The sequence below is a fragment of the Nesterenkonia sp. F genome, from assembly GCF_000220985.1.
GTDB lineage: Bacteria > Actinomycetota > Actinomycetes > Actinomycetales > Micrococcaceae > Nesterenkonia.
In genome coordinates, this window is record NZ_AFRW01000029.1 from 1 (window position 1) to 24427 (window position 24427).

Consider the following 24427-nt stretch of genomic DNA (forward strand, 5'->3'; position numbering starts at 1 on the left):
CCGGTCACCGTGGTCCCGGGGATCTCCTCGGCGATCGCGGTCCCGGCCGCGGCCGGCATCCCCGTCACCGCGCGCGAGGTCTCCAAGGCCGTCACCGTCATCTCCGGCCACGACCCGCTCTCCGAGGAGGAGCTGGCCGGGCTGGTCGGTCTGGGCGGGACCGTGGTGGTGCTGATGGGCGTGGGCACCCTGGGCCACACGGTCTCCGGACTGCAGCGCCGCGGGATGGCGCCGACGACGCCGGTGGCGGTCATCGAGCAGGGCTTCGGCGAGGCTCAGCGCACCTCGATCGCTCCGCTCTGCGACGTGCTGGCGACGACCGCCCGGCGCGGCGTGCGCGCCCCGGCGGTGGTGGTGATCGGCGACGTCGTCGCCCTGGCCGCCGACGAGCCCGGCACCGGCGAGGCCGCGATCGAGGGCCCCGGCATGCGACGCGTCCGCGCACTGGCGACGGCGGTGGTGGGATGATGGCCCCCATGGAGCAGCATCCCTCGACCGCCGCCCCCACCGGCCCGACGTCGGCCGGCACGAGCGCGTCCTCCCCCGCCCCGCCCGGCGGCGGGCTGCCGCAGTCGCTGACCGGCTTCCGCATCGGAGTGACCTCCGACCGGCGCAGCGAGGACCTGATCTCGGCGTTCGAGCGCCGCGGCGCGGAGGTCATGCATGCCCCGGCGCTGCGCATCGCTCCGCTGACCGAGTCGGTGACGCTGCAGCGTGACACCCACCTGGTCGTCGACGCCGCGCCGGACTACACGATCATCACCACCGCCTACGGCATGCGCCGCTGGTCCGAGGCCGCCGACACCTACGGGCTCGGCACCCGGCTGCACGAGGTGCTGGACGGCTCCTCCATCCTGGTCCGCGGACCCAAGGCCCGCGGTGCGGTGCGGGCCGCCGGGCTCGACGACGACGGCGCCGCCGAGGACGAGCGCACCGCCACCGTCATCGACATGCTCCTGGAGCGTGATCTGGCCGGGAAGACCGTGGCCTTCCAGCTGCACGGCCGCACCGACCACGAGCAGATCGCGCGGATCGAGGCCGCCGGCGCCCGAGCCATCACGGTGATGCCCTACGCCTGGATGAAGCCGGCCGAGGACTCCGAACTGCTGCGGATGATCGACGCGGTGATCGACCGACAGCTGGACATGGTCACCTTCACCGCGGCTCCGGCGGTGGACGCCTTCCTCGAGGTGGCCCACCAGTACGGCAGGGCCGAGGCGATGCTGGAGGCCTTCCGCTCGGACGTCACCTGCGCGGCCGTCGGCGACGTGACCGCCGCCCCGCTGCTGGACTCCGGGGTCCGGCCGATCATCCCGTCGCGCTGGCGGCAGGGGGCGCTGATCCGGCTGGTCGGCGACCACCTGGAGCAGCACCAGACGCTGCGGGCGACCACCCGGCACGGGCCGGTGGAGCTGCGCGGCGTAGAGGTGCGCTTCCCCCAGGTCAGCGCCGAGCCGGTGCGTCTGGCACCGGGACCTCTGGCGCTGATGCGGGCCCTGGTCAAGGCCGAGGGCGCCGTGCTCTCCCGCTCCCATCTGCTGACCGTGCTGGGCCAGTGCGACTCCGAGCACGCCCTGGAGATGTGGGTCTCGCGGCTGCGCAAGGCGCTGCCCGTCTCCGACGTCATCTCGACAGTGGTCAAGCGCGGCTACCGCCTGGCGGTCTGAACCGCGTGGGCGACGGCGGCGCCTCGGCCGGACCGGATTGCGCGACCCGACGTCAGGGGCGGCAGGCCGCGCGCACTCGTCGTCGTCGGCACGCGCCGGGGGCTGGGCGGCATACTGGAGCCATGATCACCGTCTCCTCACCCGACCGTCGCGCCCGGCGCGAAGTCCGGCGGCCGGTTCGACTCGGCGTCGGCGTGCTGACCGTCGGCACGCTCGCGCTGCTCACCGGATGCGACGACTCCCCCGACGCGCCCCAGGCCCCGGCCGAGACGCTGGCCGAGGCGCTGACCACCGGCGACTTCTCCGAGGTTCCCGTCGCCGGAGCGGCCGCCGGCGACCTCGAGGCCGCCGTGGCGAACCTCCACGAGCCCTTCGGCGAGATCGACCCGGAGATCACCGTCGGCGAGATCGCCCTGGACGTTCCGGAGGAGGACTCCCCGCGGGCGCCGACGGCGACGGTCCCGCTGCACCACGTCTGGGACCTCGCCGAGCTGGGGGCGACGGACGAGACCTGGGAGTACGACACCGAGGCGGAGTTCACCTACTCCCGCGACGCCGAGGAATGGCGGCTGGAGGCCGACGTCGAGGACATCCTCGCCGACTACGACGGCGTCGAGGCGGTGGGCATCTCCACCGTCTCCGGCGACCGGGGTCGCATCATGGACCGGAACGGCAAGGCGATGGTGCGCGACCGGGACATCATCCGCGTCGGCCTCGACAAGACGCGGCTGACCGAGGACGGCTCCCCCGCCTCGGAGAAGCGGCAGCGTGCGGCGGCGCGGCAGCTGGCCGAGCTGGTCGACATCGACGCCGAGAGCTACGCCGACAAGGTGGTCGGCTACGGCGACGAGGCCTTCGTCGAGGCGATCCCGCTGCGCGCGGACTCGGACCGGGTGACCGCCGCGGAGCTGGAGTCGGTCCCCGGCGGGGTCGGGCGCGAGGACACCATGTCGCTGGCCGAGTCGTCGGACTTCGCGCCGCTGCTGCTGGGGCGCGTCGGGGATGTGACCGCCGAGGACCTCGAGGAGGACGAGACGCTGCAGGTCGGCGACACCATCGGCCAGTCCGGCATGCAGGCGGCCTACGACGACGTGCTGCGCGGCGGCGGCGGACTGCGCATCCACGTGGGAGGCCAGACCCAGCACACTGTGGAGCCGCGCACCGGCGACGACGTCGACACCTCCCTGGAGCCGCGGCTGCAGCGCCTGGCCCAGGACACCATCGCCGAGCAGGACTCGGCCTCCGCACTCGTGGCGATCAAGCCGTCCTCGGGCGAGATCCTCGCCGCGGCCAGCCACACGCCGGAGAGCAGCTGGGTGCCGACGGCGACGCAGGCGACCTATGCGCCCGGCTCCAGCTTCAAGATCATCTCCTCGCTGACGATGCTGCGCGACGGGCTGGAGCCCGACTCGACCGTGCAGTGCCCGACGAGCACCACGGTGCACGGCCAGGTCTTCAACAACCATGAGGGCTTCTCGCCGGAGTATCTGGGCGACGTGACCTTCCAGGAGGCGGTGGCGACCTCCTGCAACACCGTCTTCGTGGACCGCTGGGACGACACCACCGCCTCCGAGCTCCAGCAGGCCGCCGCCGACCTGGGGCTGAGCGACGAGATCCAGGACATCGGGATGCCGGCTGACTTCGGTTCGGTGCCCGACGACTCCGAGCTCAACGAGCTCGGGGCGAACCTCTTCGGCCAGGGCGTGGTCGAGGCCTCGGCGCTGGGCATGGCCACCGTGGCCTCCTCGGTGGCCGCCGGCGAGACCGTCCACCCGTGGCTGGTGGATCCGGAGGACCAGCAGGCCGCCGAGGAGAGTTCGGAGGAGGGCTCGGAGGAGTCCGGGGAGTCCGGGGAGTCCGGGGAGTCCGGACTGACCTCCCAGGAGGCCGAGGACCTGCGCACGCTGCTCTCCGACACCGTCGACTACGGCACTCTGAAGACGATGGAGGAGATCCCGGGCTCGCCGGTCTACGCGAAGACGGGCACCGCGCAGGCCGGATCGGGCGAGGACATGTACGCCCACACCTGGGTGGTGGCCGTCCAGGACGATCTGGCGGTGGCGATCTTCGTCGAGGAGGGCGAGTACGGCTCCTCGACCAACGGCCCGCTGCTCCACGACTTCCTCACCGAGGCTCCCGACATCCTCGAATGATCCCCCTCCCCGGCGACGGCGCTCCCCGGGATGACTCCGTGGAGACTGCGGGAAAGACGCGACATTCCCACACGTTCCACGGAGTCATCCTGAGGGGTGGGGCGGCGCCGTCAGCCGATGCGGCGGCCGCACCAGGACGGCGGTGCCTCCGCCAGCGCCGCGGTCCGCTCGGCGACGGCGGCGCCGAACGGCGTCGTCGCCCCGGCCTGCTGGTCGACGTGCAGTCCGAGGATCTCCTCGGTGGCGACCAGCTCCTCCCCCGAGCGCATCTCGTGGGCCAGGTGCAGCGTCTTCGGTCCGCGGCCGACCACCCGGGTGCGCACCTGCAGCGGCGCGCCGAGTCCGACCTCCTGCAGATACCGGACATGGGCCTCGACGGTGTACACCGAGCAGCCGGTGCGCTCCCGCTCCTGCGGGCCCAGCCCGATCTGCTCGAGCACCTGGTCGGTGGCGTGGCCGAAGACCAGCACGTAGAACGCCTCGGACATGTGGCCGTTGTAGTCGACCCATTCCTCGGCGACGACGGCCTCATGCGGCGGCAGTCCGGCCGCCGTCGGCTCCGCCGCGCTCACGGTCCGGCGTCCGGGGTCGGCGCCGCCGCGCCGTCGTCCGCGTCCGCCGGCGCCCGAGCCTCTGCCGAGAGCTTCCGGATCGCGATGATGCCGGCGTCGCGCTCGGCGATCAGCTCCGCGACCCCGCGGCCGTCGGCCGCCTGATCGCTGCCGGCCACGACGGCGTCGCGCAGCTGGGGCGTGAGCTCCGGAGCGTCCAGCCGCGTCCACGGCGACTTCAGCGAGGGCCCGAAGTGGTCGAGCATATGCGCCATGCCGCCCTCGCCGCCGGCGAGGTGGAAGGTGAGCATCGGTCCCTGCATCGGCCAGCGCAGCCCCGGTCCCTCGGTGATCGAGCGGTCGATCTGCTCGACGGTGGCCTCGCCGTGATCGACCATGTGCAGCGCCTCCCGCCACAGCGCCTCCTGCAGCCGGTTGGCGATGAACCCGGGGACCTCCTGGTCCATCCGGATCACCGACTTGCCCAGCCGGGTGTAGAACGCCGCGGCCCAGTCGACGGCCTCGGCGGCGGTGGACTCGCCGCCGACGACCTCCACCAGCGGGATCAGGTACGGCGGGTTGAACGGGTGGCCGACGACGAAGCGCTCGGGGTGGTCGACCTCGGCGGCCATCTCGGTCATCCCGAAGCCGGAGGTCGACGAGCCGACGACGACGTCGGGCGGGGTGACGGCGTCGACGTCGGCGAGCAGCCGGCGCTTCATGGCCAGGTCCTCCGGGGCGGACTCCTGGACGAAGCCCGCGCCGTCGACGGCCTCGGCGAGGTCGGCATGCACGGTCCAGGCGTCCTCGGCGGCGCCGTCGACCATGTCCAGCTGACGCAGCGCCGGCCAGGCGGCGTCGACGAGCCGGCCGAGCCGCTCGGCGGCATCGGGGGCGGGGTCCCAGACCTTCACGGTGAAGCCGCGGGCCAGGAAGTAGGCCGCCCAGCCGCCGCCGATGGTGCCGGCGCCGACGCAGGCGACGGTGGTGACGTCCTCGAGCGCCGACAGGTCGAGCGAGGGCGCGGTCGGGGTGCTCGGGGTGCTCTCTGTCATCGTCAGGCTCCCTTCGTCGTGGCCGGCGTCTGGACGGTCAGGTCGAGGATGTCGCGGGCCTCGTCGGGGGTGGCGACCTGGTGGCCCAGGCCCTCGACGATCGACGCCGCCCGCTCGGTGAGCGCGGCGTTGGTCGCCTTCACGCCCTTGGAGAGGTACAGGTTGTCCTCCAGCCCGACCCGGGCGTGGCCGCCGGCGAGCACCGAGCGGGCCACCCAGGGCAGCTGATTCCGACCCAGCGAGAAGGAGGTGAACTCCGCACCCTCGGGGAGCATGTCCACCATGGTCTGCAGCAGCCGCGGGTCGGCCGGGGCGCCGTAGGGGATGCCCATGCACAGCTGGTACAGCGGCGGCGGGTCGATCAGGCCCTCCTGCACCAGCACATTGGCGAACCAGAGGTTGCCGGTGTCGAAGATCTCCATCTCCGGGGTGACGCCCATCCGCTGGATGGCCGCCGCACCCTCGCGGAGCATGTCCGGGGTCGAGACGTACACGTCGCTGCCCTCGCCGAAGTTCAGCGTGCCGCAGTCGATGGTGCAGATCTCCGGACGCAGCTCCTCGACATGGGGCAGTCGGTCGATGCCGGACACCAGGTCGGTGCCGGGCAGCTGGCGGGTCGGCTGATGCGGGTCGACGACGAGGTCGCCGCCCATCCCGGCGGTGAGGTTGATGACCGGATCGACGTCGGACTCGCGGACCAGCCGCACCGCTTCGCGGTAGTGGGCGACCGCGCGGGAGCCCAGCGTGGTCTGCGGGTCCCGGACGTGGATGTGGACGATCGAGGCGCCGGCGCGGGCGGCGGCGATCGCGTCGGCGGCGATCTCCTCGGGGGTGACCGGGACGTTCTCGTTCCGGCCGGCGGTGTCTCCGGCGCCGGTCAGGGCGCAGGTGAGGATGACGTTCCGTGGCATGGGCGTGCTCCTGTGCTGTCAGTGGTGCTGTCGATGGGTTCAGTGCGGACTGCCGCCGCGCCGCGTGCCGTCGGCGCCGTCGATGCGGTGCCGCCGATGCGGTCGTGCCGAGGCCAGGGCGCATGGCCGGACCGCGGAGGGTCCGGTGCACGGGCAGCGGGGAGGGGCCGACGCGCGACGCGTCGGAGTGTCGGAGGGCGCCTGGCGTCAGGCGGTCGCGCGGTCGGGCGGCGAGCCCTCCGAGGACGGCACGGGCCGCTCGATCGTCAGCTCGGCGCCGGGGACCAGCAACCGGCGCTGGACGTACTCGACGATGCGCCGGGCCATGGTGTCCTCGTCGAGGACGCCGGTGAGGACCTGGATTCCCAGGCCGTCGACCAGCGCGGTGAGCTCCTGGGCCATGGACTCGCTGGAGCCGGAGTGGATGGCACCGTGCTCCTGACCGTCGGCGATGGCGGCGCGAACGGTCTCCGACCAGCGCCGGTAGATCTCCAGGTACTCCTCGTCGGTGCCCTCGGCCAGGGCCACGCGGTTCCAGGACTGCAGCCAGATCGACCACTCCAGACGGCCGGCCTCGCCGTGCGGGGACTGCATGTCGAGCAGCTGCCAGAGCCGCTCCACCGGGTCGTCGACGGCGGTCAGCCGGGCGATCTGCCGCTCATAGGCCATCGTGACCATGTGCATCAGCGTCGCGGCGAAGAGCGCGGGCTTGCCCGGGAAGTAGTAATGGACCGCGGCGCTGGAGACGCCGGCGGCCGCGGCGACGTCACTGATCCGCACGGCGTCGAAGCCCTTCGCGGCGAAGAGGCGCCAGGCGGCCTCGACGATCTCCCGATGCCGGCGCGCCTGGTCCGGCGAGGCCGGCGTCGCGCCGGGGGTGTCCAGCTGCGGCGGGGTGACCGACACCGAGGTGTCGTCCCCCTCCTCGCCGAGCAGGCGGGCGACGGCGACGCCGGTGCAGCGCGCGAGGTCGACGAGCTCCTGCTCGGCGAACCGGCGCTGACCGGAGAGCGACTTCGACAGCTTGGTCTCGTCGATCCCCGTCTCGACCGCGACCTGACGCTGGGAGCGCCCGGCGGCCCGGATGGCCTCGCGGACCCTGCGGGCCACGGCGAGGCTGCTCGTCGTGCTGGACATGGCCGCCAGCTTACTGATGATCGACGAGAAATCGCAAGAAACTGACTTTTGATCAGAACTTGCGATACGATCGGCGACGGCGGGGCCCGGCCACCGGGTTCCGTGGACGTGGAGGACGTGCTCCATGCGGCATACGAGGCACATGACGCACGGGGCGCGTCCGATAGGATGGGCCGTCGTCACCGATCGACGGCGGCCCGCCGGCTCGATCACTGCACAGACACCGCACCGACTGCGGCTCCGCGCACCCCGCGGCGCCGCGCCAGAGGAGAATCCAGCTCGTGCCCGACCAGTCGCAGACCTCCGCACCGCAGACCGCGGGGACGCACCGTCGTCGCCCGCTGTCCTTCGTGCGGCGGAGCAATCGGCTCTCCCCGCGGCGCCAGCGCGCCTGGGACGCCGCACTGGGCCACGAGCTGCTGGACCTGCCCCACGGCGAGCGGGACACCACCGTCGCCGAGGGGATCACCGTCGACTGGGACCGCGAGTTCGGCCGGTCGGCGCCGATGATTGTCGAGATCGGCTCCGGCTCCGGCGAGGCGGTGGCCCACGCGGCCGCCGAGCAGCCGGAGACCGACTTCCTGGCCGTCGAGGTCTATCGGCCCGGCGTCGCCCAGCTGGTCAGCCGGCTGCGGCGCGAGGGGCTGACGAACGTCCGGGTGGCCTGCCTGGACGCGACCGAGGTGCTGGACAAGCTGCTCGAGGCCGGATCGGCCTCCGAGGTGTGGATCTTCTTCCCGGACCCCTGGCACAAGAAGAAGCACACCAAGCGGCGTCTGGTGCAGCCGGCCTTCGCCGAGGCCGTCGCCCGGGTCCTGCCCGACGGCGGCGTCTGGCGGATGGCCACCGACTGGTCCGGCTATGCGGCGCAGATGCGCGACGTCGTCGCCGACTCCCCCTCCTTCGTCAACCCGCACGAGGGACGGCTGGCCGGCGAGGAGTCGCCGCTGACGCAGGTGCGGCGCCTGGGTCTGGAGAAGGAGGAGCCGCTGGACGGCGACGAGGCGATAGACCTGGTCGGCGGCTGGGCTCCGCGCTTCTCCGGACGGGTGCAGACCGACTTCGAGTCCAAGGCGCTCGAGGCCGGCCGGCGCATCTTCGACCTCACCGCGGTCCGTCACATCTCCTGACGTCCACCTCCCGCCGCGCGCCTGAAGGTCGCGCGCCGTCGCGACGCCGCGCTCCCCCGCCTCCGGCCCCGCCGGATGCGACGCGGGAGGCTCGGCGTCGTCGTCGACGCCGCTGCCTGCATGCGCGACGTGCCTCGCCGTGCGTGCCCCGCACCCCGCCGGCGCACCCGCGTCCCGCCGGGATGCGTGCGGCCGGCGCGCACTGACCGCATGATCGACGACGAGACGAACGAGGTGTGAGAACCCATGGCTGATCGTCAGCCGCCGAACACCCGCCCCGAGGGCGGACGGGATCCTGCGCAGGATCCCGCGCAGGATCCCGCGCACGATGCCGCACAGAGTCCGGAACGGGGTCGGGAGGATCGCTCCCGCTCCCGCCGCGCCACCGAGGCCACGCGTCGCGCCGGACAGGCCCTGGGCCGCATCAGCCCCTACTCCCGGGGCGACTACCCGCATGACATCCACCCGGCCCTCGTGCCGGGACTCGCCATCGACGAGCAGCGCCGCCGCTACCGCGTGGACAAGGTGGTGTTCCTCATCGCCGGCGCGCTCACCGTGGCCTTCGTCATCTGGGGCATCGTGAGCCCCGCGAGCGTCTCCACGGTCTCCGGCGCGGCCTTCACCTGGACCATGGAGAACCTGGGCTGGCTGTTCAACGTCGTCGCGATCGCAGTGCTGGTCTTCCTGCTCATCGTCGCCTTCAGCCGGTACGGACGGATCCCGCTCGGCAAGGACGGCGAGGAGGCCGAATACTCGACCTTCGCCTGGGTCGCGATGCTCTTCGCCGCCGGTCTCGGCATCGCAGTGCTGTTCTTCGGCCCCTTCGAGCCGATGGACCACTACCAGCACCCGGCTCCGCTCACCGCGGCGCCGGAGACCCCGGAGGCGCTGCACCGCGGCATGGCGCAGGTCTTCTACCACTGGGGCTTCCACGCCTGGGCGATGTACGCCCTGGTCGGCGGCGCGGTGGCCTATGCGGCCTACCGCCGCGGCCGCGTGCTGCTGATGTCCTCGATCTTCCGCAGCCTCTTCGGCCGGCGGCAGTCCGAGGGCTTCGCCGGCCAGCTGGTCGACATCTTCGCGATCATCGCCACGCTCTTCGGCACCGCGGCCGCCCTCGGCATCGCCGCGATGCAGATCGGCCAGGGCGTCACGATCATCACAGGCGTCGACGAACTGACCAACACCGCGCTGGTGGTCGTCATCTGCGTGCTGACCATCGGCTTCGTGCTCTCGGCGGTCTCCGGCGTCTCGCGCGGCATCCGCTACCTCTCCAGCATCAACATCGTGCTGACCGTCGCCCTGGTCGGCCTGGTCTTCATCCTGGGCCCGTCGCTGTTCCTGCTGAACCTGCTGCCGGCCTCGATCATGGAGTACTTCAACTCGATGTTCGAGATGATGGGCCGGTCGGCCTCCTGGGGACAGGAGACCCTGGACTACCAGTCGGCGCAGACGGTGTACTACTGGGCCTGGTGGATCTCCTGGTCGCCGTTCGTGGGCATCTTCATCGCCCGCATCTCGCGCGGCCGCAGCATCCGCCAGTTCATCCTGGGCACCATCCTGATCCCGTCGACGCTGATCTTCATCGCCTACGGGATCATGGGCGGCACCTCGATCTGGATGTACCGCGAGGGCATGGAGGGCTTCAGCGACGACATGGCCGCGCCGACGGTGTTCTTCACCATCGTGGAGAACCTGCCGGCGCTGGACTGGCTGCCGCTGCTGATCATCGTGGTGCTCGCGATCTTCTTCATCACCTCCACCGACTCCGCCTCGGTGGTCATGGGCATGCTCACCACCCGCGGCGACCAGAAGCCGCGCGCCTGGGTCGTGGTCTTCTGGGGCCTGGTGATGACCGGCATCGCGGTGGTCATGCTGCTGCTCGGCGACGCCACCGCTCTGCAGGGCCTGCAGTCGCTGGTGATCGTCACCGCAGTGCCCTTCGCGATCATCATGCTGCTCATCATGGTCGCCTGGTTCCGCGAGCTCGGCACCGACCCGCGGGCGCTGCGCACCAAGTACGGCGAGAAGGCGCTGCGCGACGCGGTGATCGACGGCGTGGACCGCTACGGCGACGACTTCACCCTGCAGGTGGTGCCCACCGCACCGGGCTTCGGCGCCGGATCGGACGTCGACTCGGAGGATGCGATGTACACCGAGTGGTATCAGCGCACCGACGAGAACGACGAGCCGGTCGGCTACGACTTCACCACCGGCGAGTGGGAGGACGGCTGGACCCCGGAGGACGACGACGAGTGGCACGGCGACGTCGAGAACTACAGCCCGGCGACGTCGCTGGCCACCGCGCCGGTGCCGGTGGTGTCCGAGGACGGCACGATCCAGGACCCCGCGCAGGCTGCGGACGGTCCGGAGGGACCGGAGTCCGGGCGGGAGTCCCAGCCGGGATCCGAGCCCGCTCCGCGCTGACCGAGATCGGCTGAGACACGTCGAGCGGGGGATCCCTCGTGGTGCCGATGCCCGGGAACCGGGCTCGGACCGCGAGGGATCCCCCGCTCGACGTGTCTGTCCGACGTGTCTCTCCGGAGAACCTGCGCGGCGCGTCAGCGACGACGCCGCGGCGGGTCCCAGAGCACCATGGCCTGGGTGCGCGGCTGGGGCCGGCGGCCGTGGGCGACGGTGACGACGTCGCCGTGCGGCCCGACGGCGAAGACCCGCGGGCGGTTCGAATGCCGCTCGGCCTCACGCAGCTCGTAGCGGAGCTCGTCGACGGTGGTCTCCAGCTCCTCGACGCGATTCTGCAGCTCGATGATCCGCCGGATGCCCTCCAACGAGACGCCCTCCTGGGAGAGCTGCTGGATCTGCCGGAGCTGCTCGACGTCGTAGGGCGAGTAGCGACGGTGCCGGCCGCCCTGGCGCCGTGGGATGACCAGGCCGATGCGGTCGTACTGACGCAGCGTCTGCGGATGCATCTCGGCCAGCTCGGCGGCCACCGAGATCACGAAGAGCGGCGCGTGCCGGTGTTCGGCGCGCTGCATGCGGGGGTCCTCGCCCCCGGCACCCGGGGAGGCGGCCGCGGCGGACTTCCGACGATCCCGTGGGCGCTGGACCATCAGACCGCCGCCTTCGACTCCAGCCCGTCGCGCGGGTCGATGTCGGCGGTGGCCTCCGCATAACGGCGGACCGCCTCGAGCGCCTCCTCGGGCAGCTCGGCGGGCACCTGCACATCGACGGTGACGAGCATGTCGCCGCTGGAGGACTTCCGGCGGATTCCGTGGCCCTTCAGCCGCAGCACCTTGCCGGTGGTGGTGCCGGCGGGGACCTTGATGCGGACCTGTTCGCCGTGCACGGTGGGCACCTCGACGGTCGCCCCGAGGGCGGCCTCGTCGAAGGACACCGGCAGATGCATGCGGATGTCGTCGCCGTCGCGCTCATAGAGCCGGTGCGGGCTGATGGAGACCTCGACCAGCAGGTCGCCGGCGCCGCCGGGACTCTGCTGGCCCTTGCCCTTGACCCGGACCTTCTGGCCCTCCTTCACGCCGGCGGGGATGCGCACGTCGATGACGTTCCCGTCGGGCTCACGCAGTCCGACGGTGGTCCCGCGCACTGCACCCCCGAAGGAGATGGTCGTCTTCGCGGTGCGGTCGGCACCCTTGGCCGGCGCTCCGCCGCCGAAGCCGCCGCCGAACGGCGAACCGCCCATGCCGCCGAAGAGGTCGGCGAAGTCCGGACCGCCGCGGCCGCCGCGGGGCTGTCCGCCGCCGAAGCCGCCTTCGTTGAAGAGCCCGCCGAAGAGGTCCTCGAAGCCGGCGCCGCCGGACGCGCCGCCGGCGCCTCCGCCCGGTGCGCCGGAGAAGCGGGCGCCGGATCCCATCGCGCGGATCGCGTCGTACTGCTGACGCTGTTCCGGGTCGGTGAGCACGGTGTGGGCCTCGGCGACGTCCTTGAACTTCCGCTCGGACTCCTCGTCCCCCGGGTTGGTGTCCGGATGGTACTTGCGCGCGAGCTTGCGGTACGCCTTCTTGATCTCCTCGTCCGAGGCGTCCTTCGAGACGCCGAGGATGGCGTAGAAGTCCTTGTCGATCCAGTCCTGCGAGGCCACGGCGCCTCCCTCCCCACTGCTGCGGAATCCTGCGATGCGATGAAAAGTCTGTGGTGGACAGCGTGTGCTGTATGCGACCGGCCCGTCGGCGGCCCCTCCGGAAGGGAGGACGGTCGCCGACGTGCCGGCAGCGGCCGCGGGGAGGCCCGGGCGGTGTGCGCCCGGGCCGCCCCGCGACCGGTCGGTTCAGGCCCGACCGGCCGGGATCGGCGTCATTCCGCCGGGCCGGTGGAGACCATCACCTGGGCGGCGCGCAGGACGCGGTCGCCGTGACGATAGCCGGCCCGCAGCACGGCGGCCACGTGGTCGGCCTCGATGCTCTCGTGCGGCTGCTGCATGAGAGCCTCGTGGACGGTCGGGTCGAACGGGACGCCGACCTCGTCGATGACCTCGAGCCCCTGCTGGGTCAGCGTGCTCTCCAGCTTCGAGGCGATGGCCGCGAACGGGCCGTCCTCGAGGTCGCCGGCCTGACGGGCCGCGGCGATGTCGTCGAGCACCGGCAGCAGCGCCGCGATGACCTCGCCGACGTTCCGGTCGCGGTCCGTCGCCCGGTCCCGATCCATCCGACGCCGGTAGTTGGCGTACTCGGCCTGGACCCGCTGCAGGTCGGCCTGCAGCTCGGCCTCACGCTCCGAGGCCGTGGCCGGGACCTCCTCGGAGGCCTCGGCCGCCTCGTCCTCGGAGACGACCTCGCCGTCGACGGCGACCTCGCCCTCGGCGGCCTCGGCCGTGTCCGCCGAATCGGCCGGCGCCTCGCGGAGGACCTCCTCGGCCTGGCTCAGCGGATCCTTCACCGCGTCCTGCTCGGCCGCGGCCTCCGCGGGGGACTCGGCGTCCGGCTCGGCGCCGGCGTCGGGCTCCTCTCCGACGTCGCGCCGCTCGCCGGTCTCCGGGTCGACCCGCCGCCGGTCGGTGAAGCGGATCGGCTCCGGCTGCTCAGAACCGTCGCCTTCCGGCTCGATCCCGTCGGGGTTCTGGCTCTGATCTGCCATCAGCGTCGACCTCTCACTTCTTCTCGTCGGCCGTGTTCTCGTCGGAGGAGTCCTCGTCCACGACCTCGGCGTCGACGATGTCCTCGTCGTCGTTCGAGGCCTCGGAGGCCGGAGCACCGTCGGCGCCCTCGGCGCCGCCCTGGGAGTACAGCGCCTCGCCCAGCTTGGTCTGGGAGGCCTGCAGCTTCTCGTAGGCGGCCTGGACGTCCTCGTCGGAGCCGTTCTCGTCGAGGACCTTCTTCAGCGCGTCGACGTCGGCCTGGACCTCGTCCTTGACCTCGGTCGGCAGCTTCTCGTCGTTGTCCTTGATGAGCTTGTCGACCGAGTAGGCGGTGGCCTCGGCGGCGTTGCGCTGCTCGGCGGCCTCGCGGCGCTTCTTGTCCTCCTCCGCGTGGGCCTCGGCGTCGGAGACCATCCGGTCGATGTCCTCCTGGGCCAGCGAGGTGCCGCCGGTGATGGTCATCGACTGCTCCGTGCCGGTGCCCTTGTCGGTGGCCGAGACGTGGACGATGCCGTTGGCGTCGATGTCGAAGGTGACCTCGATCTGCGGCACGCCGCGCGGCGCCGGGGCGATGCCGGTGAGCTCGAAGGTGCCCAGCGGCTTGTTGTCCTTGGTGAACTCGCGCTCGCCCTGGAAGACCTGCACGGCCACCGAAGGCTGGTTGTCCTCGGCGGTGGAGAAGGTCTCGGACCGCTTGGTCGGGATGGCGGTGTTGCGCTCGATGAGCTTGGTCATCACACCGCCCTTGGTCTCGATGCCGAGCGACAGCGGGGTGACGTCGATGAGCAGCACGTCCTTGCGCTCACCGGCCAGCACGCCGGCCTGCAGGGCGGCGCCGACGGCGACGACCTCGTCCGGGTTCACGCCCTTGTTGGCGTCCTTGCCGGAGAGCTCCTTGACCAGGTCCGCGACGGCGGGCATGCGGGTGGAGCCGCCGACGAGGATGACGTGGTCGATGTCGGAGATCTTCGCGCCGGCCTCCTTGATGACGTCCTGGAACGGCTTCTTGGTCCGCTCCAGCAGGTCGGAGGTCATGTCCTGGAACTTCGCGCGGGACAGCGTCTCGTTGACGTGCACCGGGCCGTTCTCGGTCATCGCCGCGTACTGCAGGTTGATGTCGGTCGACGTCGCCGAGGACAGCTCCTTCTTGGCCTGCTCGGCGGCGTCCTTCAGACGCGGCACCGCGATCTTGTCCTTGGAGAGGTCCACGCCCTCCTTGTTCTTGACCTGCTCGACCAGCCAGTCGATGATCCGCTGGTCCCAGTCGTCGCCGCCGAGGCGATTGTCGCCGGCGGTGGCGCGGACCTGGATGGTGGAGAAGTCGTCCTCGTCCTTGCCGACCTCGAGCAGCGAGACGTCGAAGGTGCCGCCGCCCAGGTCGAAGACCAGGATCTGCTCGTCCTCGTTGCCCTTGTCCAGACCGTAGGCCAGCGCCGCGGCGGTGGGCTCGTTGACGATGCGGGAGACCTTCAGACCCGCGATCTCGCCGGCCTCCTTGGTGGCCTGGCGCTCGGCGTCGTTGAAGTAGGCCGGCACGGTGATGACGGCCTCGGCGACGTCCTCGCCCAGGTAGGACTCGGCGTCGTGCTTCAGCTTCATCAGCGTGCGCGCGCTGATCTCCTGCGGGGTGTACTCCTTCTCGCCGATCGTGGTCTTCCAGTCGGTGCCCATGTGGCGCTTGACGGAGGAGATCGTGCGGTCCGGGTTGTTCACGGCCTGGCGGCGGGCGATCTCGCCGACCAGGACCTCGTCGTCCTTGTTGAACGCGACGACGGACGGGGTGGTGCGGGCGCCCTCGGAGTTGGCGATCACGGTGGGCTCGCCGCCTTCGAGGACGGAGACGACGGAGTTGGTGGTTCCGAGGTCGATGCCGACTGCACGGGACATGAGGGGTCTCCCTTCGATGGACTGCTGGTGCTTCTGATTGAGCGAACCAGACTCAAGTCTCCACCGCATGGTCTCCGGCGTCAAACTGACTTGAGTCGAGTCGACTCAACTTCTCACATGAGGTCCAACTCAGCAGTCCTTCGAATCATTCCCGGGCGCCCCGCGCCCGCATCGAGTGGCCCCATCTGACGGCGGTGCAGCCGGCCGATCGGCGACGGCGTCCCTATTCTGGACGCATCTGCACGCGCTCACCCGCTCCGACGGGCTGAGATGTGTCCAGAACTGGGACGCCGATGCTCCGGCAGCACGCCGATCCGCCGAGGGGACGGGGGTAGTCGTCACTGGCGCCCGGTCAGTCCACGGACGACGGTGCCGTCTCGAGCGCCGCTCGGGCGGCGCTCACCCGCTGCGGATCCGTCGTGGTGAAGGACTCCTCGCCGCCTCCCGGGCCCGAGGGGCCGGCGGACTGCGGCCCGGAGGCCGAGAGGTGGACCGCGTCGACGCCGGCGTCGACCAGCGTCGCGAGGGCCTCGGGCCGCACTCCCCCGCCGGCGATGATCTCCAGCCGGCCCGCGGCGGCGCGCACCAGCCGAGCCAGCGTCGCGGAGCCGGCGAGCGCGTCGGCCGCACCGCCGGAGGTCAGCACGCCGGCCGCGCCGGCGGCGATCAGCTGCTCGACCAGCTCCTCGGGCGCGACTCCGGCGCCGAGCAGCACATCCGCGCAGCGGTGGACGATCACCGGACGGCCGGCGGCGGCATCCGCCAGCGCCGTCAGCGCCGGCACGTCGAGGCCGAGCTCGTCCTCCGTAGGCTCGCCCTCCGACGGCTCGCTCGCCGGCCGCTCGACCAGCGCCCCGACGACGAACGCCTCGGCGCCGGCGTCGGCCAGCGCCGCGACGTCACGGCGCATCGCCCGGAGCTCATCGGGAGAGACCCGGAAGCCGCCGGCGCGCGGGCGGATCAGCGGGCGCACCGGCACGCCGAGCGCCGCGGCATGCTCGACCAGCCCGAGCGACGGCGTCAGGCCGCCGACGGCGAGCGCCTGGCAGACCTCCAGCCGCTCGGCGCCGTGCCGCACCGCCGCCGTCGCGCCGTCGACGTCCTGGGCGGCGATCTCCAGCCGCGGCCGTGCCGCCCCGGGTCCGCGCCCGGGGTCGGGCTCGGCCGCCCCGGGCGTCGTCGTCGCCATCGGCTCAGGCCATCCCGATGCCGAGGTACTTGGTCTCGAGGAACTCGTCGATCCCCTCGGAGCCGCCCTCGCGGCCCAGGCCGGACTCCTTCACGCCGCCGAAGGGCGCCGCGGGGTTGGAGACCACGCCCTGGTTGAGCCCGACCATGCCGGACTCCAGCGCCTCGCCGATGCGCAGTCCGCGGGTCAGCCCTTCGGTGTAGACGTAGTTCACCAGCCCGTACTCGGTGGAGTTGACCGCGGCGATGACCTCCTCCTCGGTGTCGAAGGGGGTCAGCGGGGCGACCGGGCCGAAGATCTCCTCGTCGCGCATCCGCGCGGAGTCCGGCACGTCGGTGAGCACCGTGGGCAGGTAGAAGTAGCCCTCGCCGCCGGGGGCCTCGCCGCCGGCGAGCACGCGGGCGCCGGAGTCCACCGCGTCGGAGACCAGCTCGGCGACCTTGTCGCGCTGCGACGCGTCGATCATCGGGCCGACGTCGACGCCGTCCTCGACGCCGCGGCCGACGCGCAGCGCCGCCATCCGCTCGGTCAGCCGCCGTCCGAACTCCTCGATCACGTCGCGGTGGACGAAGATCCGGTTCGCCGCAGTGCAGGCCTCGCCGGAGTTGCGCATCTTGGCCAGCATCGCGCCCTCGACGGCCTTGTCCAGGTCGGCGTCGTCGAAGACCACGAAGGCCGCGTTGCCGCCGAGCTCCATGGAGGTGCGCATGACGTGCTGGGCACACTGCTCCAGCAGCTTGCGCCCGACGCCGGTGGAGCCGGTGAAGGAGAGCTTGCGGGCGACGCCGGAGCGGATCAACGGCTCCATCACTCCCGAGGAGTCGGAGGTGACCAGGATGTTGACCACTCCGTCGGGCACTCCGGCCTCGCGCAGGATCTCGGCCAGCGCCAGCATCGACAGCGGCGTCTGGCCGGCGGGCTTGAGCACCGAGGCGCAGCCGGCGGCCAGCGCCGGACCGAGCTTGCGGGTGCCCATCGCCAGCGGGAAGTTCCACGGAGTGACGAAGAGCGAGACGCCGACGGGCTGCTTGGTGACCAGGAAGCGCGCTCCGCCCTTGGGGGCGACCTGATAGCCGCCGTCGATGCGCACGGCCTCCTCGGAGAAGTGCCGGAAGAACTCGGCGGCGTAGGCGACCTCGCCGCGCGACTCGGCCAGCGGCTTGCCCATCTCCAGGGTCATCAGCAGCGCCAGGTCCTCGACCCGCTCGTGCATCAGCTCGAAGGCGCGCCGCAGGATGTCGGCCCGCTCGCGCGGGGACATCGCGGCGAAGTCCGCCTGGGCGGCGTCGGCGGCGTTCAGCGCATCCCAGCCGTCGTCGACGCTCGCGTCGGCCACGGCGCACAGCGTCTTCCCGGTGGAAGGGTCGACGACGTCGAGCGTGCGACCGCCGCGCGCGTCGACCCAGCGGCCGCCGATGAACAGCTGCTGCGGCGCCTGCGCGACGACGTCGGCCTCGCGGACGGGGGTGATGGTCTCGGTCATCGACTGCCTCCTGTGAGCATCCTGACATCAACGGTCTCAGCAAGTACTCTAGCCAGTGCGAAGATTGTCAACAATCCTCGATGGACTCGCGCCCCGCCGGGGCGACGAACCCCGCGGGCCCGCTCCCTGGGCCCGACGGCCGGTGCGACCGGCCGCCACCCGATCCGCGAAGGAGTTCCCGATGGCGACCCTCTCCCCCCACCTGAAGCAGGCGACCCCCGTCGTGGCCGAGCGCGGCGAGGGCGTGCACCTCTTCGACGACGCCGGCGGCCGCTGGCTCGACTTCACCGCCGGGATCGGCGTGACCAGCACCGGCCACTGCCATCCGAAGGTCGTCGCCGCCGCTCAGGAGCAGGTCGGCCGGCTCATCCACGGCCAGTACACCACGATCATGCACCGGCCGCTGCAGCAGCTGACCGAGCGCCTCGGCGAGGTGCTGCCGGAGCACCTGGACTCGCTGTTCTTCTCCAACTCCGGCTCGGAGGCCGCCGAGGCCGCGATACGCCTGGCGCGGCAGGCCACCGGGAAGCCGAACATCATCGCCTTCCACGGCGGATTCCACGGCCGCTCCATGGGCGCGGCCTCGCTGACCACCTCCGGCACCAAGATCCGCTCGGGATTCAGCCCGCTGATGGGCGGCGTCGTCGTCGCCCCCTTCCCCGACGCGGAGCACTACGGCTGGGAGCAGGAGGCGACGACGGACTTCGCCCTGAAGGAGCTCGACCGGCTCTTCGCCACCGTCACGTCCCCGGACGACACGGCGGCGATGATCGTCGAGCCGGTGCTCGGCGAGGGCGGCTACATGCCCGCGAACACCCGCTTCCTGCAGGGACTGCGCGAGCGGGCCGACCGGCATGGGATCCTGCTGATCCTCGACGAGGTGCAGACCGGCTGGGGCCGCACGGGCGCGTTCTGGGGCAAGGACCACTTCGGCGTCGAGGCCGACATCATGATGACCGCCAAGGGGCTGGCCTCGGGCTTCCCGCTGTCCGGGATCGCGGCGACCTCGGAGATCATGGCCAAGGCCTGGCCCGGCTCGCAGGGAGGGACCTACGGAGCCAACGCCGTGGCCTGCGCGGCCGCGCTGGCGACGCTGGACGTCATCGAGGAGGAGGGCCTGGTGGTCAATGCGGCCGCCCGCGGCGCGCGGCTGCGCGAGGGCCTGGAGACCGTCGCCGCGGAGACGGCGGCCATATCCGACGTGCGCGGCCTGGGCCTGATGCAGGGCAACCAGTTCCGCGACGCCGACGGCGAGCCCGACGGCGCCACGGCCGCCGCGGTCCAGCAGGAAGCCGCCCGGCGCGGGCTGCTGCTTCTCACCTGCGGCCCCTGGGGTCAGGTGGTGCGCTTCATCCCGGCGCTGGTGGTCGACGACGACGCCGTCGACGAGGCGCTGGGCATCTGGCGCGAGGCGGTGGACGCCGTCGTCGGCTGATCCCGGACGCCGCGCCGGACGGCACCCCCGCACCGGACCGTCCGACTGCACCCGCGTCGAGTGCTATACATCACATTCTCCGCATCCTGCGTTCCGCCGCCCCGCTGACCGGCACCGTCGGTCGGCGAGGCGGCGACCTGCCCGGCTCCGCGGCTGTTCAGGAGCGACCCGGATCACCCTCCGATTCGCGCCGGAGGGACATTCTGCGGTTCCATGGTGAAAATGACCACCACTCATGCTCAGGAGCCGCACCATCCTGCGGCCACAGGTGAGGGGAAGACGTTCTTCGGCCACCCCCGGATGCTGTTCAACCTGTTCTCGGTCGAACTGTGGGAACGCTTCTCCTTCTACGGGATGCAGGCCATCCTCGCGTACTACATGTACTTCTCGGTCGCCGACGGCGGCCTGGGAATCGACCAGAGCATCGCTCTGCCCCTCGTCGGCGCCTACGGCGGCGGCGTCTACCTCTCCGCCATCATCACCGCCTGGATCGCCGACCGGCTGATCGGCGCGGAGCGCACGCTGTTCTACTCCGCCGTGCTGGTGATGATCGGCCATATCGCCCTGGCGGTGCTGCCGGGCGCCGCAGGACTGGCCGTGGGGCTGATCTGCGTCGCCGTCGGCTCGGGCGGCGTGAAGGCCGCCGCCGGCTCACTGGTGGGCTCGCTCTACACCCGCCAGGACCCGCGCCGCGACGCCGGGTTCTCCATCTTCTACATGGGCGTGAACATCGGCGCGCTGATCGGCCCTCTGCTGACTGAGGCGCTGCGCGTCTCCTACGGCTTCCACTTCGGCTTCGGCCTAGCGGCGATCGGCATGGTCCTCGGTCTGGCGATCTACGCCGTCGGCCGCAAGGACCTGCCGGAGGAGACCCACCACGTGGTCAACCCGCTGCCGAGTCAGCTGCGCCTGCGCTACGGGCTGATCGCCCTGGTCAGCCTCGCCGTCATCATCGCGCTCTTCACCACCGGGATCGTCACCCCGGGCAACCTGGCCAACGTCATCGTCGGCGTCGTGGTCGTCGCCTCGGTCTCCTACTTCGTGGTGCTGCTGCGCTCGAAGAAGGTCGACGCGACCGAACGCAGCCGGGTGAAGGCCTTCATCCCGCTGTTCATCGCGGCCGCCGCGTTCTTCGCTCTCTTCCAGCAACAGTTCACCTTCATCGCGGTCTACTCCGAGGAGCGGCTGGACCGCAACATCCTCGGCTGGGAGATGCCGGCCGGCTGGGTGCAGTCGATCAACCCCGCCTTCATCATCATCTTCGCGGCGATCTTCGCCACGATCTGGACGAAGATGGGCGACCGACAGCCCTCGACCCCGCTGAAGTTCGGCACCGCGCTGGTGATCATCGGATTCGCCTATCTGGTCTTCATCCCGCTGGAGTCCTTCGAGAAGACCCCGCTGCCGGCGCTGGTGGGCATCCTGCTGCTGGTCACCTGGGCGGAGCTCTTCCTGAGCCCGATCGGCCTGTCCGTGGCGACCAAGCTCGCCCCGGTGGCGTTCACGACCCAGATGCTGGCGCTGTTCTACCTGGCAATCTCGCTCGGCACCACACTGTCGGGCATCCTCGCGGCCTTCTACACCGAGGGCAACGAGATCCCGTATTTCCTCTCCCTCGGCGGCACCTGCGTGGTCCTGGGACTGGCCCTGGCCGCGGCGACGCCGAGCCTGAAGAAGCTCATGGCCGGTGTGAAGTGACCACACGCGTCTCACGGAGACGCCACGCAGGTGCGATCACAGACAGCTCCTGACGCAACCCAGTAATGATTGACCAGACCTAAAACTATTACTAAGTTCACTTGGGTCAGGCATCTCTTCCAGCGATCCACGCCCATGAAGATGCATACGCGACGACGCCAAAGGAGTTGAGAATGTCTAAGCACCGCTCACTTCGCCTCACACTAGGTACTGCACTGGCTGCCGTAGCACTCACGGCAGGAGGGCTCACGGCCGGGGCAGAGCCCGCGGAAGCAGGCCTCAGCAGCGTCCCGCGCTGGCAGGATGGCAGCGTTGGGGCCACGATCGGATGTTCGCTTGCTCGCACGTACATCAGTGACGGCCTCTGCGGAGGCTTCCTCGGCTTCCCGATGTAGTTGTTGCCTGTCCGGGCTGAGCCACCCGCCCGGCTCAATGCCGCACACACGACGACGGCGCCGTCCCGATCTGCCGAGGATCGGGGCGGCGCCGTCGTCGTATGCGCGGAGGGAACGTCGGAGGTCGGCCCGTGAGGAGGCCGACCGGGGTCACCAGATGCGCGAGGTGAGCTTGGGGTACTTCGGGCTGAGGTCGTCTCCGGAGGAGGTGCCGGTCAGGCGCCGCTTCATCCAGGGCAGCACGTGCTCGCGGGTCCAGGCGACGTTGCCGGCGGTGCGCTCGATGAGGTTCTGCGGCGGCAGATCCTCGATCTCCGGGGCGGTGATGTCGTCCTTCGCGCCGAGCACCGCCAGGACCTCCTTGGCCATGGCGGTATGGCCGGAGATGCCCAGGTGCATGCGGTCGACGTCCCAGTAGCGCCAGTCCTGGAACCTCTTCATGTGCCAGAAGTCCACCAGCGTGCATCCCAGGTCGTCGGCGATCTTGCGGACGTGTTCGTTGTAGATCGCGGTGCGCCCGCGAGTCAGGTTGAACACCGGCGCCCGCGCCGAGTCGAAACCGGTGAAGAGCACGACCTGCGCGCCGGTGTCGACCAGTTGCTGGACGGCATGACGATAGCGGGCCATGAGGCCGTCGATGTTCACCACCGGGCGCAGGATGTCGTTGCCGCCGGCATAGAGGGTGACCAGCGTCGGCTCCATCGCGACGGCGGCGTCGATCTGCTCGTCCAGGACCTGGGGCAGCTTCTTCCCGCGGATGGCGAGGTTCGCGTAGCCCCAGCGGGGGTCCTCGGCGATGAGCTGGGCGGCGACCCGGTCGGCCCAGCCGCGCACGGCGTTGGGGCTCGAGGGATCGATGTCCCCGACGCCCTCGGTGAAGGAGTCGCCGAGCGCGACGAAGCGCTTCTCGAACGGTCCGTCGAGTTCATCTGCTGCGGACATGGGCGCTCCTGGGGACGACGACTGCTTCGTACCTCTTCACACTATCGCGGGGCCGCGACGGGCCACCACTGACCGGCGGCACCGCCGTCGCTCCACCGTCGTCGCCCGGCCTCTCTCCATCGAGTGGGCGATGTGTCGAGGTTTTCCCGGCGGATACGCGTCGAGACCTCGACACATCGCCCACTCGATGCCGGAGGGAGGGGAATTCAGCCCTGCCCGAAGAGCGGGTTCGCCCCGGGAGGGCGCTCCTCCGGCGCCACCGGACCCGGGGCGGTGCCGGAGCCGAAGGGCGATCCGCCCAGCGCCTCGCGCCCGTGGGCGGTGAGCCAGCCGGCCAGTTCAGGGCCCTTGGGCACGATCTGGGTGGGATTCACGTCCTCGTGGACGACGTAGTAGTGCCGCTTGATCTGGTCGAAGTCCACCGTGTCGCCGAAGCCCGGGGTCTGGAAGAGGTCCCGGGCATAGGCCCAGAGATTCGGCATCTCGGTGAGCTTGTTCCGATTGCCCTTGAAGTGCCCGTGGTAGACGGCGTCGAAGCGCACCAGCGTGGTGAACAGCCGCACATCAGCCTCGGTGATCGCATCGCCCATCAGATACCGGCGGTCGGCCAGCCGGTCCTCCAGCCAGTCCAGCGCGGTGAAGAGTCGGTCGTAGGCCTCCTCGTAGGCGCGCTGGGAGCCGGCGAAGCCGCAGCGGTAGACCCCGTTGTTGACCTCGGTGAAGATGCGCTTGATGACCGGCAGCATCTCCTCGATCTGCTCCTCCGGGATCAGGTTCGGGGCACCGTCGCGGTGATGCGCCCGCCACTGCGTGGAGAGGTCGAAGGTCAGCTGCGGATAGTTGTTCGTCACCACGCCTCCGGAGGGGATGTCGACCAGCGCCGGCACGGTGATCCCTCGCGGGTAGTCGGGGAAGCGGGCGAAGTAGTTCTCCTGCAGCCGTTCGGTGCCCAGCACCGGGTCCCGGCCGTCCTCGGTGAGGTCGAAGGTCCAGGAGCGCACGTCATGCACCGGCCCGGGGGTGGCCAGCGAGATGACGTCCTCCAGGCCCAGCAGCCGGCGGACGATGATCGAGCGGTGCGCCCAGGGGCAGGCGCGGGCGGCCACCAGCCGGTAGCGGCCCGGCTCCACCGGCCAGGCCCGCGCGCCCTCGGTCAGGCCGGCGACCCGCGGGTCGCCGATCGTCGAGCCCTCCTCCCGGGGCGCGGCGGTCGCCGCGTCGACGTCGGCGACGACTCGGTCCTCGATGTAGGTGGTGTCACGGGTGAACTCCTCGCCGGTGACGTACGCCCCGGCGGTGGAGTGCTCCGTCCCGACGGTACTCTGCGGGTCCTGCTCAGCGTCCTGTGCCATGGCCTCAGCCTAGAGGAGCACCGTCGACGGCGTCAGTGACGCCGGACTCGTCGCGTCACTACCCTGGAGCCATGACCGCCCCGCGCATCGACCGCATCCGCTGCGACAACCCCTCCCCGATGACGCTCCAGGGGACCATCACCTATGTGATCGGCGGGGCGCATCAGGTCGTGATCGTCGACCCCGGGCCCGCGGACCATCCGGAGCACCGCGCGGCGGTCGCCGAGGCCGTCGCCGAGCGACGGGTCTCCACGATCCTGGTGACCCACCGGCACGGCGACCACACCGGCGCCGCGACGGAGTTCGCCCGGAGCTTCGACGCCCCGGTGCGCGGCGCCGACCCGAGCTGGTGCCTGGCGGCCCGCGACGACGGCCCCGGCGGCCCCGGC

The 24427-nt window shown here is 71.3% G+C and carries 20 protein-coding genes; 8 read left to right on the forward strand and 12 right to left on the reverse strand.

What is annotated here, in order from left to right; genetic code table 11:
- The 3 genes from GU5_RS0103050 to GU5_RS13765 all read left to right on the forward strand — a co-directional run.
- A partial coding sequence (locus GU5_RS0103050) for a uroporphyrinogen-III C-methyltransferase (protein ID WP_010524109.1) occupies nt 1-468 on the forward strand: 468 nt, incomplete at its 5' end.
- An 8-nt stretch (nt 469-476) separates the two neighbouring features.
- Nucleotides 477-1667, forward strand: a complete 1191-nt coding sequence (locus GU5_RS0103055) for a uroporphyrinogen-III synthase (protein WP_010524110.1) — start codon at nt 477-479, stop codon at nt 1665-1667.
- A gap of 122 nt (nt 1668-1789) precedes the next feature.
- Nucleotides 1790-3820, forward strand: coding sequence for a penicillin-binding transpeptidase domain-containing protein (locus GU5_RS13765; protein ID WP_010524111.1), 2031 nt, complete (start codon nt 1790-1792; stop codon nt 3818-3820).
- A gap of 110 nt (nt 3821-3930) precedes the next feature.
- Here GU5_RS13765 and GU5_RS17500 read toward each other — a convergent pair whose 3' ends face one another.
- The 4 genes from GU5_RS17500 to GU5_RS0103080 form a co-directional block, all read right to left on the reverse strand.
- Nucleotides 3931-4392 (reverse strand): thioesterase family protein, encoded by a 462-nt coding sequence (locus GU5_RS17500; protein WP_010524112.1) that lies wholly within the window; start codon nt 4390-4392, stop codon nt 3931-3933.
- A complete protein-coding gene (locus GU5_RS0103070) occupies nt 4389-5426 on the reverse strand; it encodes a 3-hydroxyacyl-CoA dehydrogenase NAD-binding domain-containing protein (protein ID WP_010524113.1) in 1038 nt (345 codons plus the stop codon). The genes GU5_RS17500 and GU5_RS0103070 overlap by 4 nt, the downstream gene beginning before the upstream one ends.
- Before the next feature lie 2 nt (nt 5427-5428).
- The gene (locus tag GU5_RS0103075; protein WP_010524114.1) at nt 5429-6337 is read right to left on the reverse strand and encodes a 3-keto-5-aminohexanoate cleavage protein; all 909 of its coding nucleotides are present in this window, start codon (nt 6335-6337) and stop codon (nt 5429-5431) included.
- A gap of 207 nt (nt 6338-6544) precedes the next feature.
- Nucleotides 6545-7474, reverse strand: coding sequence for a TetR/AcrR family transcriptional regulator (locus GU5_RS0103080; protein ID WP_029513967.1), 930 nt, complete (start codon nt 7472-7474; stop codon nt 6545-6547).
- Between the two features lie 281 nt (nt 7475-7755).
- Between GU5_RS0103080 and trmB the strand changes: the two genes are divergently transcribed.
- Nucleotides 7756-8604 (forward strand): tRNA (guanosine(46)-N7)-methyltransferase TrmB, encoded by an 849-nt coding sequence (trmB, locus tag GU5_RS0103085; RefSeq protein ID WP_010524116.1) that lies wholly within the window; start codon nt 7756-7758, stop codon nt 8602-8604.
- A 246-nt stretch (nt 8605-8850) separates the two neighbouring features.
- Nucleotides 8851-11031 (forward strand): BCCT family transporter, encoded by a 2181-nt coding sequence (locus tag GU5_RS0103090; protein WP_010524117.1) that lies wholly within the window; start codon nt 8851-8853, stop codon nt 11029-11031.
- A 134-nt stretch (nt 11032-11165) separates the two neighbouring features.
- Here GU5_RS0103090 and GU5_RS0103095 read toward each other — a convergent pair whose 3' ends face one another.
- The 6 genes from GU5_RS0103095 to GU5_RS0103120 all read right to left on the reverse strand — a co-directional run bounded on the left by GU5_RS0103095 (nt 11166) and on the right by GU5_RS0103120 (nt 18216).
- Entirely contained in the window at nt 11166-11600 is a 435-nt protein-coding gene (locus GU5_RS0103095) for a heat shock protein transcriptional repressor HspR (protein ID WP_010524118.1), read from the reverse strand.
- A gap of 74 nt (nt 11601-11674) precedes the next feature.
- Nucleotides 11675-12664, reverse strand: a complete 990-nt coding sequence (locus GU5_RS0103100) for a DnaJ C-terminal domain-containing protein (protein WP_010524119.1) — start codon at nt 12662-12664, stop codon at nt 11675-11677.
- A 212-nt stretch (nt 12665-12876) separates the two neighbouring features.
- Nucleotides 12877-13656 carry a nucleotide exchange factor GrpE gene (locus tag GU5_RS0103105; RefSeq protein ID WP_010524120.1) on the reverse strand — a complete coding sequence of 260 codons (780 nt, stop codon included), beginning with the start codon at nt 13654-13656 and terminating at the stop codon, nt 12877-12879.
- Nucleotides 13657-13669: 13 nt separating this feature from the next.
- Nucleotides 13670-15544 carry a molecular chaperone DnaK gene (gene dnaK, locus GU5_RS0103110; protein ID WP_010524121.1) on the reverse strand — a complete coding sequence of 625 codons (1875 nt, stop codon included), beginning with the start codon at nt 15542-15544 and terminating at the stop codon, nt 13670-13672.
- Between the two features lie 352 nt (nt 15545-15896).
- Nucleotides 15897-16733: a copper homeostasis protein CutC gene (locus GU5_RS0103115; protein ID WP_010524123.1), complete on the reverse strand. Its 837-nt coding sequence runs from the start codon at nt 16731-16733 to the stop codon at nt 15897-15899.
- 4 nt (nt 16734-16737) lie between these two features.
- Nucleotides 16738-18216, reverse strand: coding sequence for an NAD-dependent succinate-semialdehyde dehydrogenase (locus tag GU5_RS0103120; protein WP_010524124.1), 1479 nt, complete (start codon nt 18214-18216; stop codon nt 16738-16740).
- 181 nt (nt 18217-18397) lie between these two features.
- Between GU5_RS0103120 and GU5_RS0103125 the strand changes: the two genes are divergently transcribed.
- Entirely contained in the window at nt 18398-19651 is a 1254-nt protein-coding gene (locus tag GU5_RS0103125; RefSeq protein WP_010524125.1) for an aspartate aminotransferase family protein, read from the forward strand.
- 222 nt (nt 19652-19873) lie between these two features.
- On the forward strand, nt 19874-21349 hold the full coding sequence (locus GU5_RS0103130) for a peptide MFS transporter (RefSeq protein WP_083830287.1): 1476 nt from the start codon (nt 19874-19876) through the stop codon (nt 21347-21349).
- A 545-nt stretch (nt 21350-21894) separates the two neighbouring features.
- On the opposite strand, the gene GU5_RS13770 is transcribed toward GU5_RS0103130, so the two are convergent.
- Both GU5_RS13770 and GU5_RS0103140 read right to left on the reverse strand, forming a co-directional pair.
- Nucleotides 21895-22686 carry an SGNH/GDSL hydrolase family protein gene (locus tag GU5_RS13770; protein WP_010524127.1) on the reverse strand — a complete coding sequence of 264 codons (792 nt, stop codon included), beginning with the start codon at nt 22684-22686 and terminating at the stop codon, nt 21895-21897.
- A 206-nt stretch (nt 22687-22892) separates the two neighbouring features.
- Nucleotides 22893-24038: a glutathione S-transferase family protein gene (locus tag GU5_RS0103140; protein WP_010524128.1), complete on the reverse strand. Its 1146-nt coding sequence runs from the start codon at nt 24036-24038 to the stop codon at nt 22893-22895.
- 71 nt (nt 24039-24109) lie between these two features.
- Between GU5_RS0103140 and GU5_RS0103145 the strand changes: the two genes are divergently transcribed.
- Nucleotides 24110-24427 (forward strand): MBL fold metallo-hydrolase (locus GU5_RS0103145; protein ID WP_010524129.1); only part of this gene is annotated, 318 nt, incomplete at its 3' end.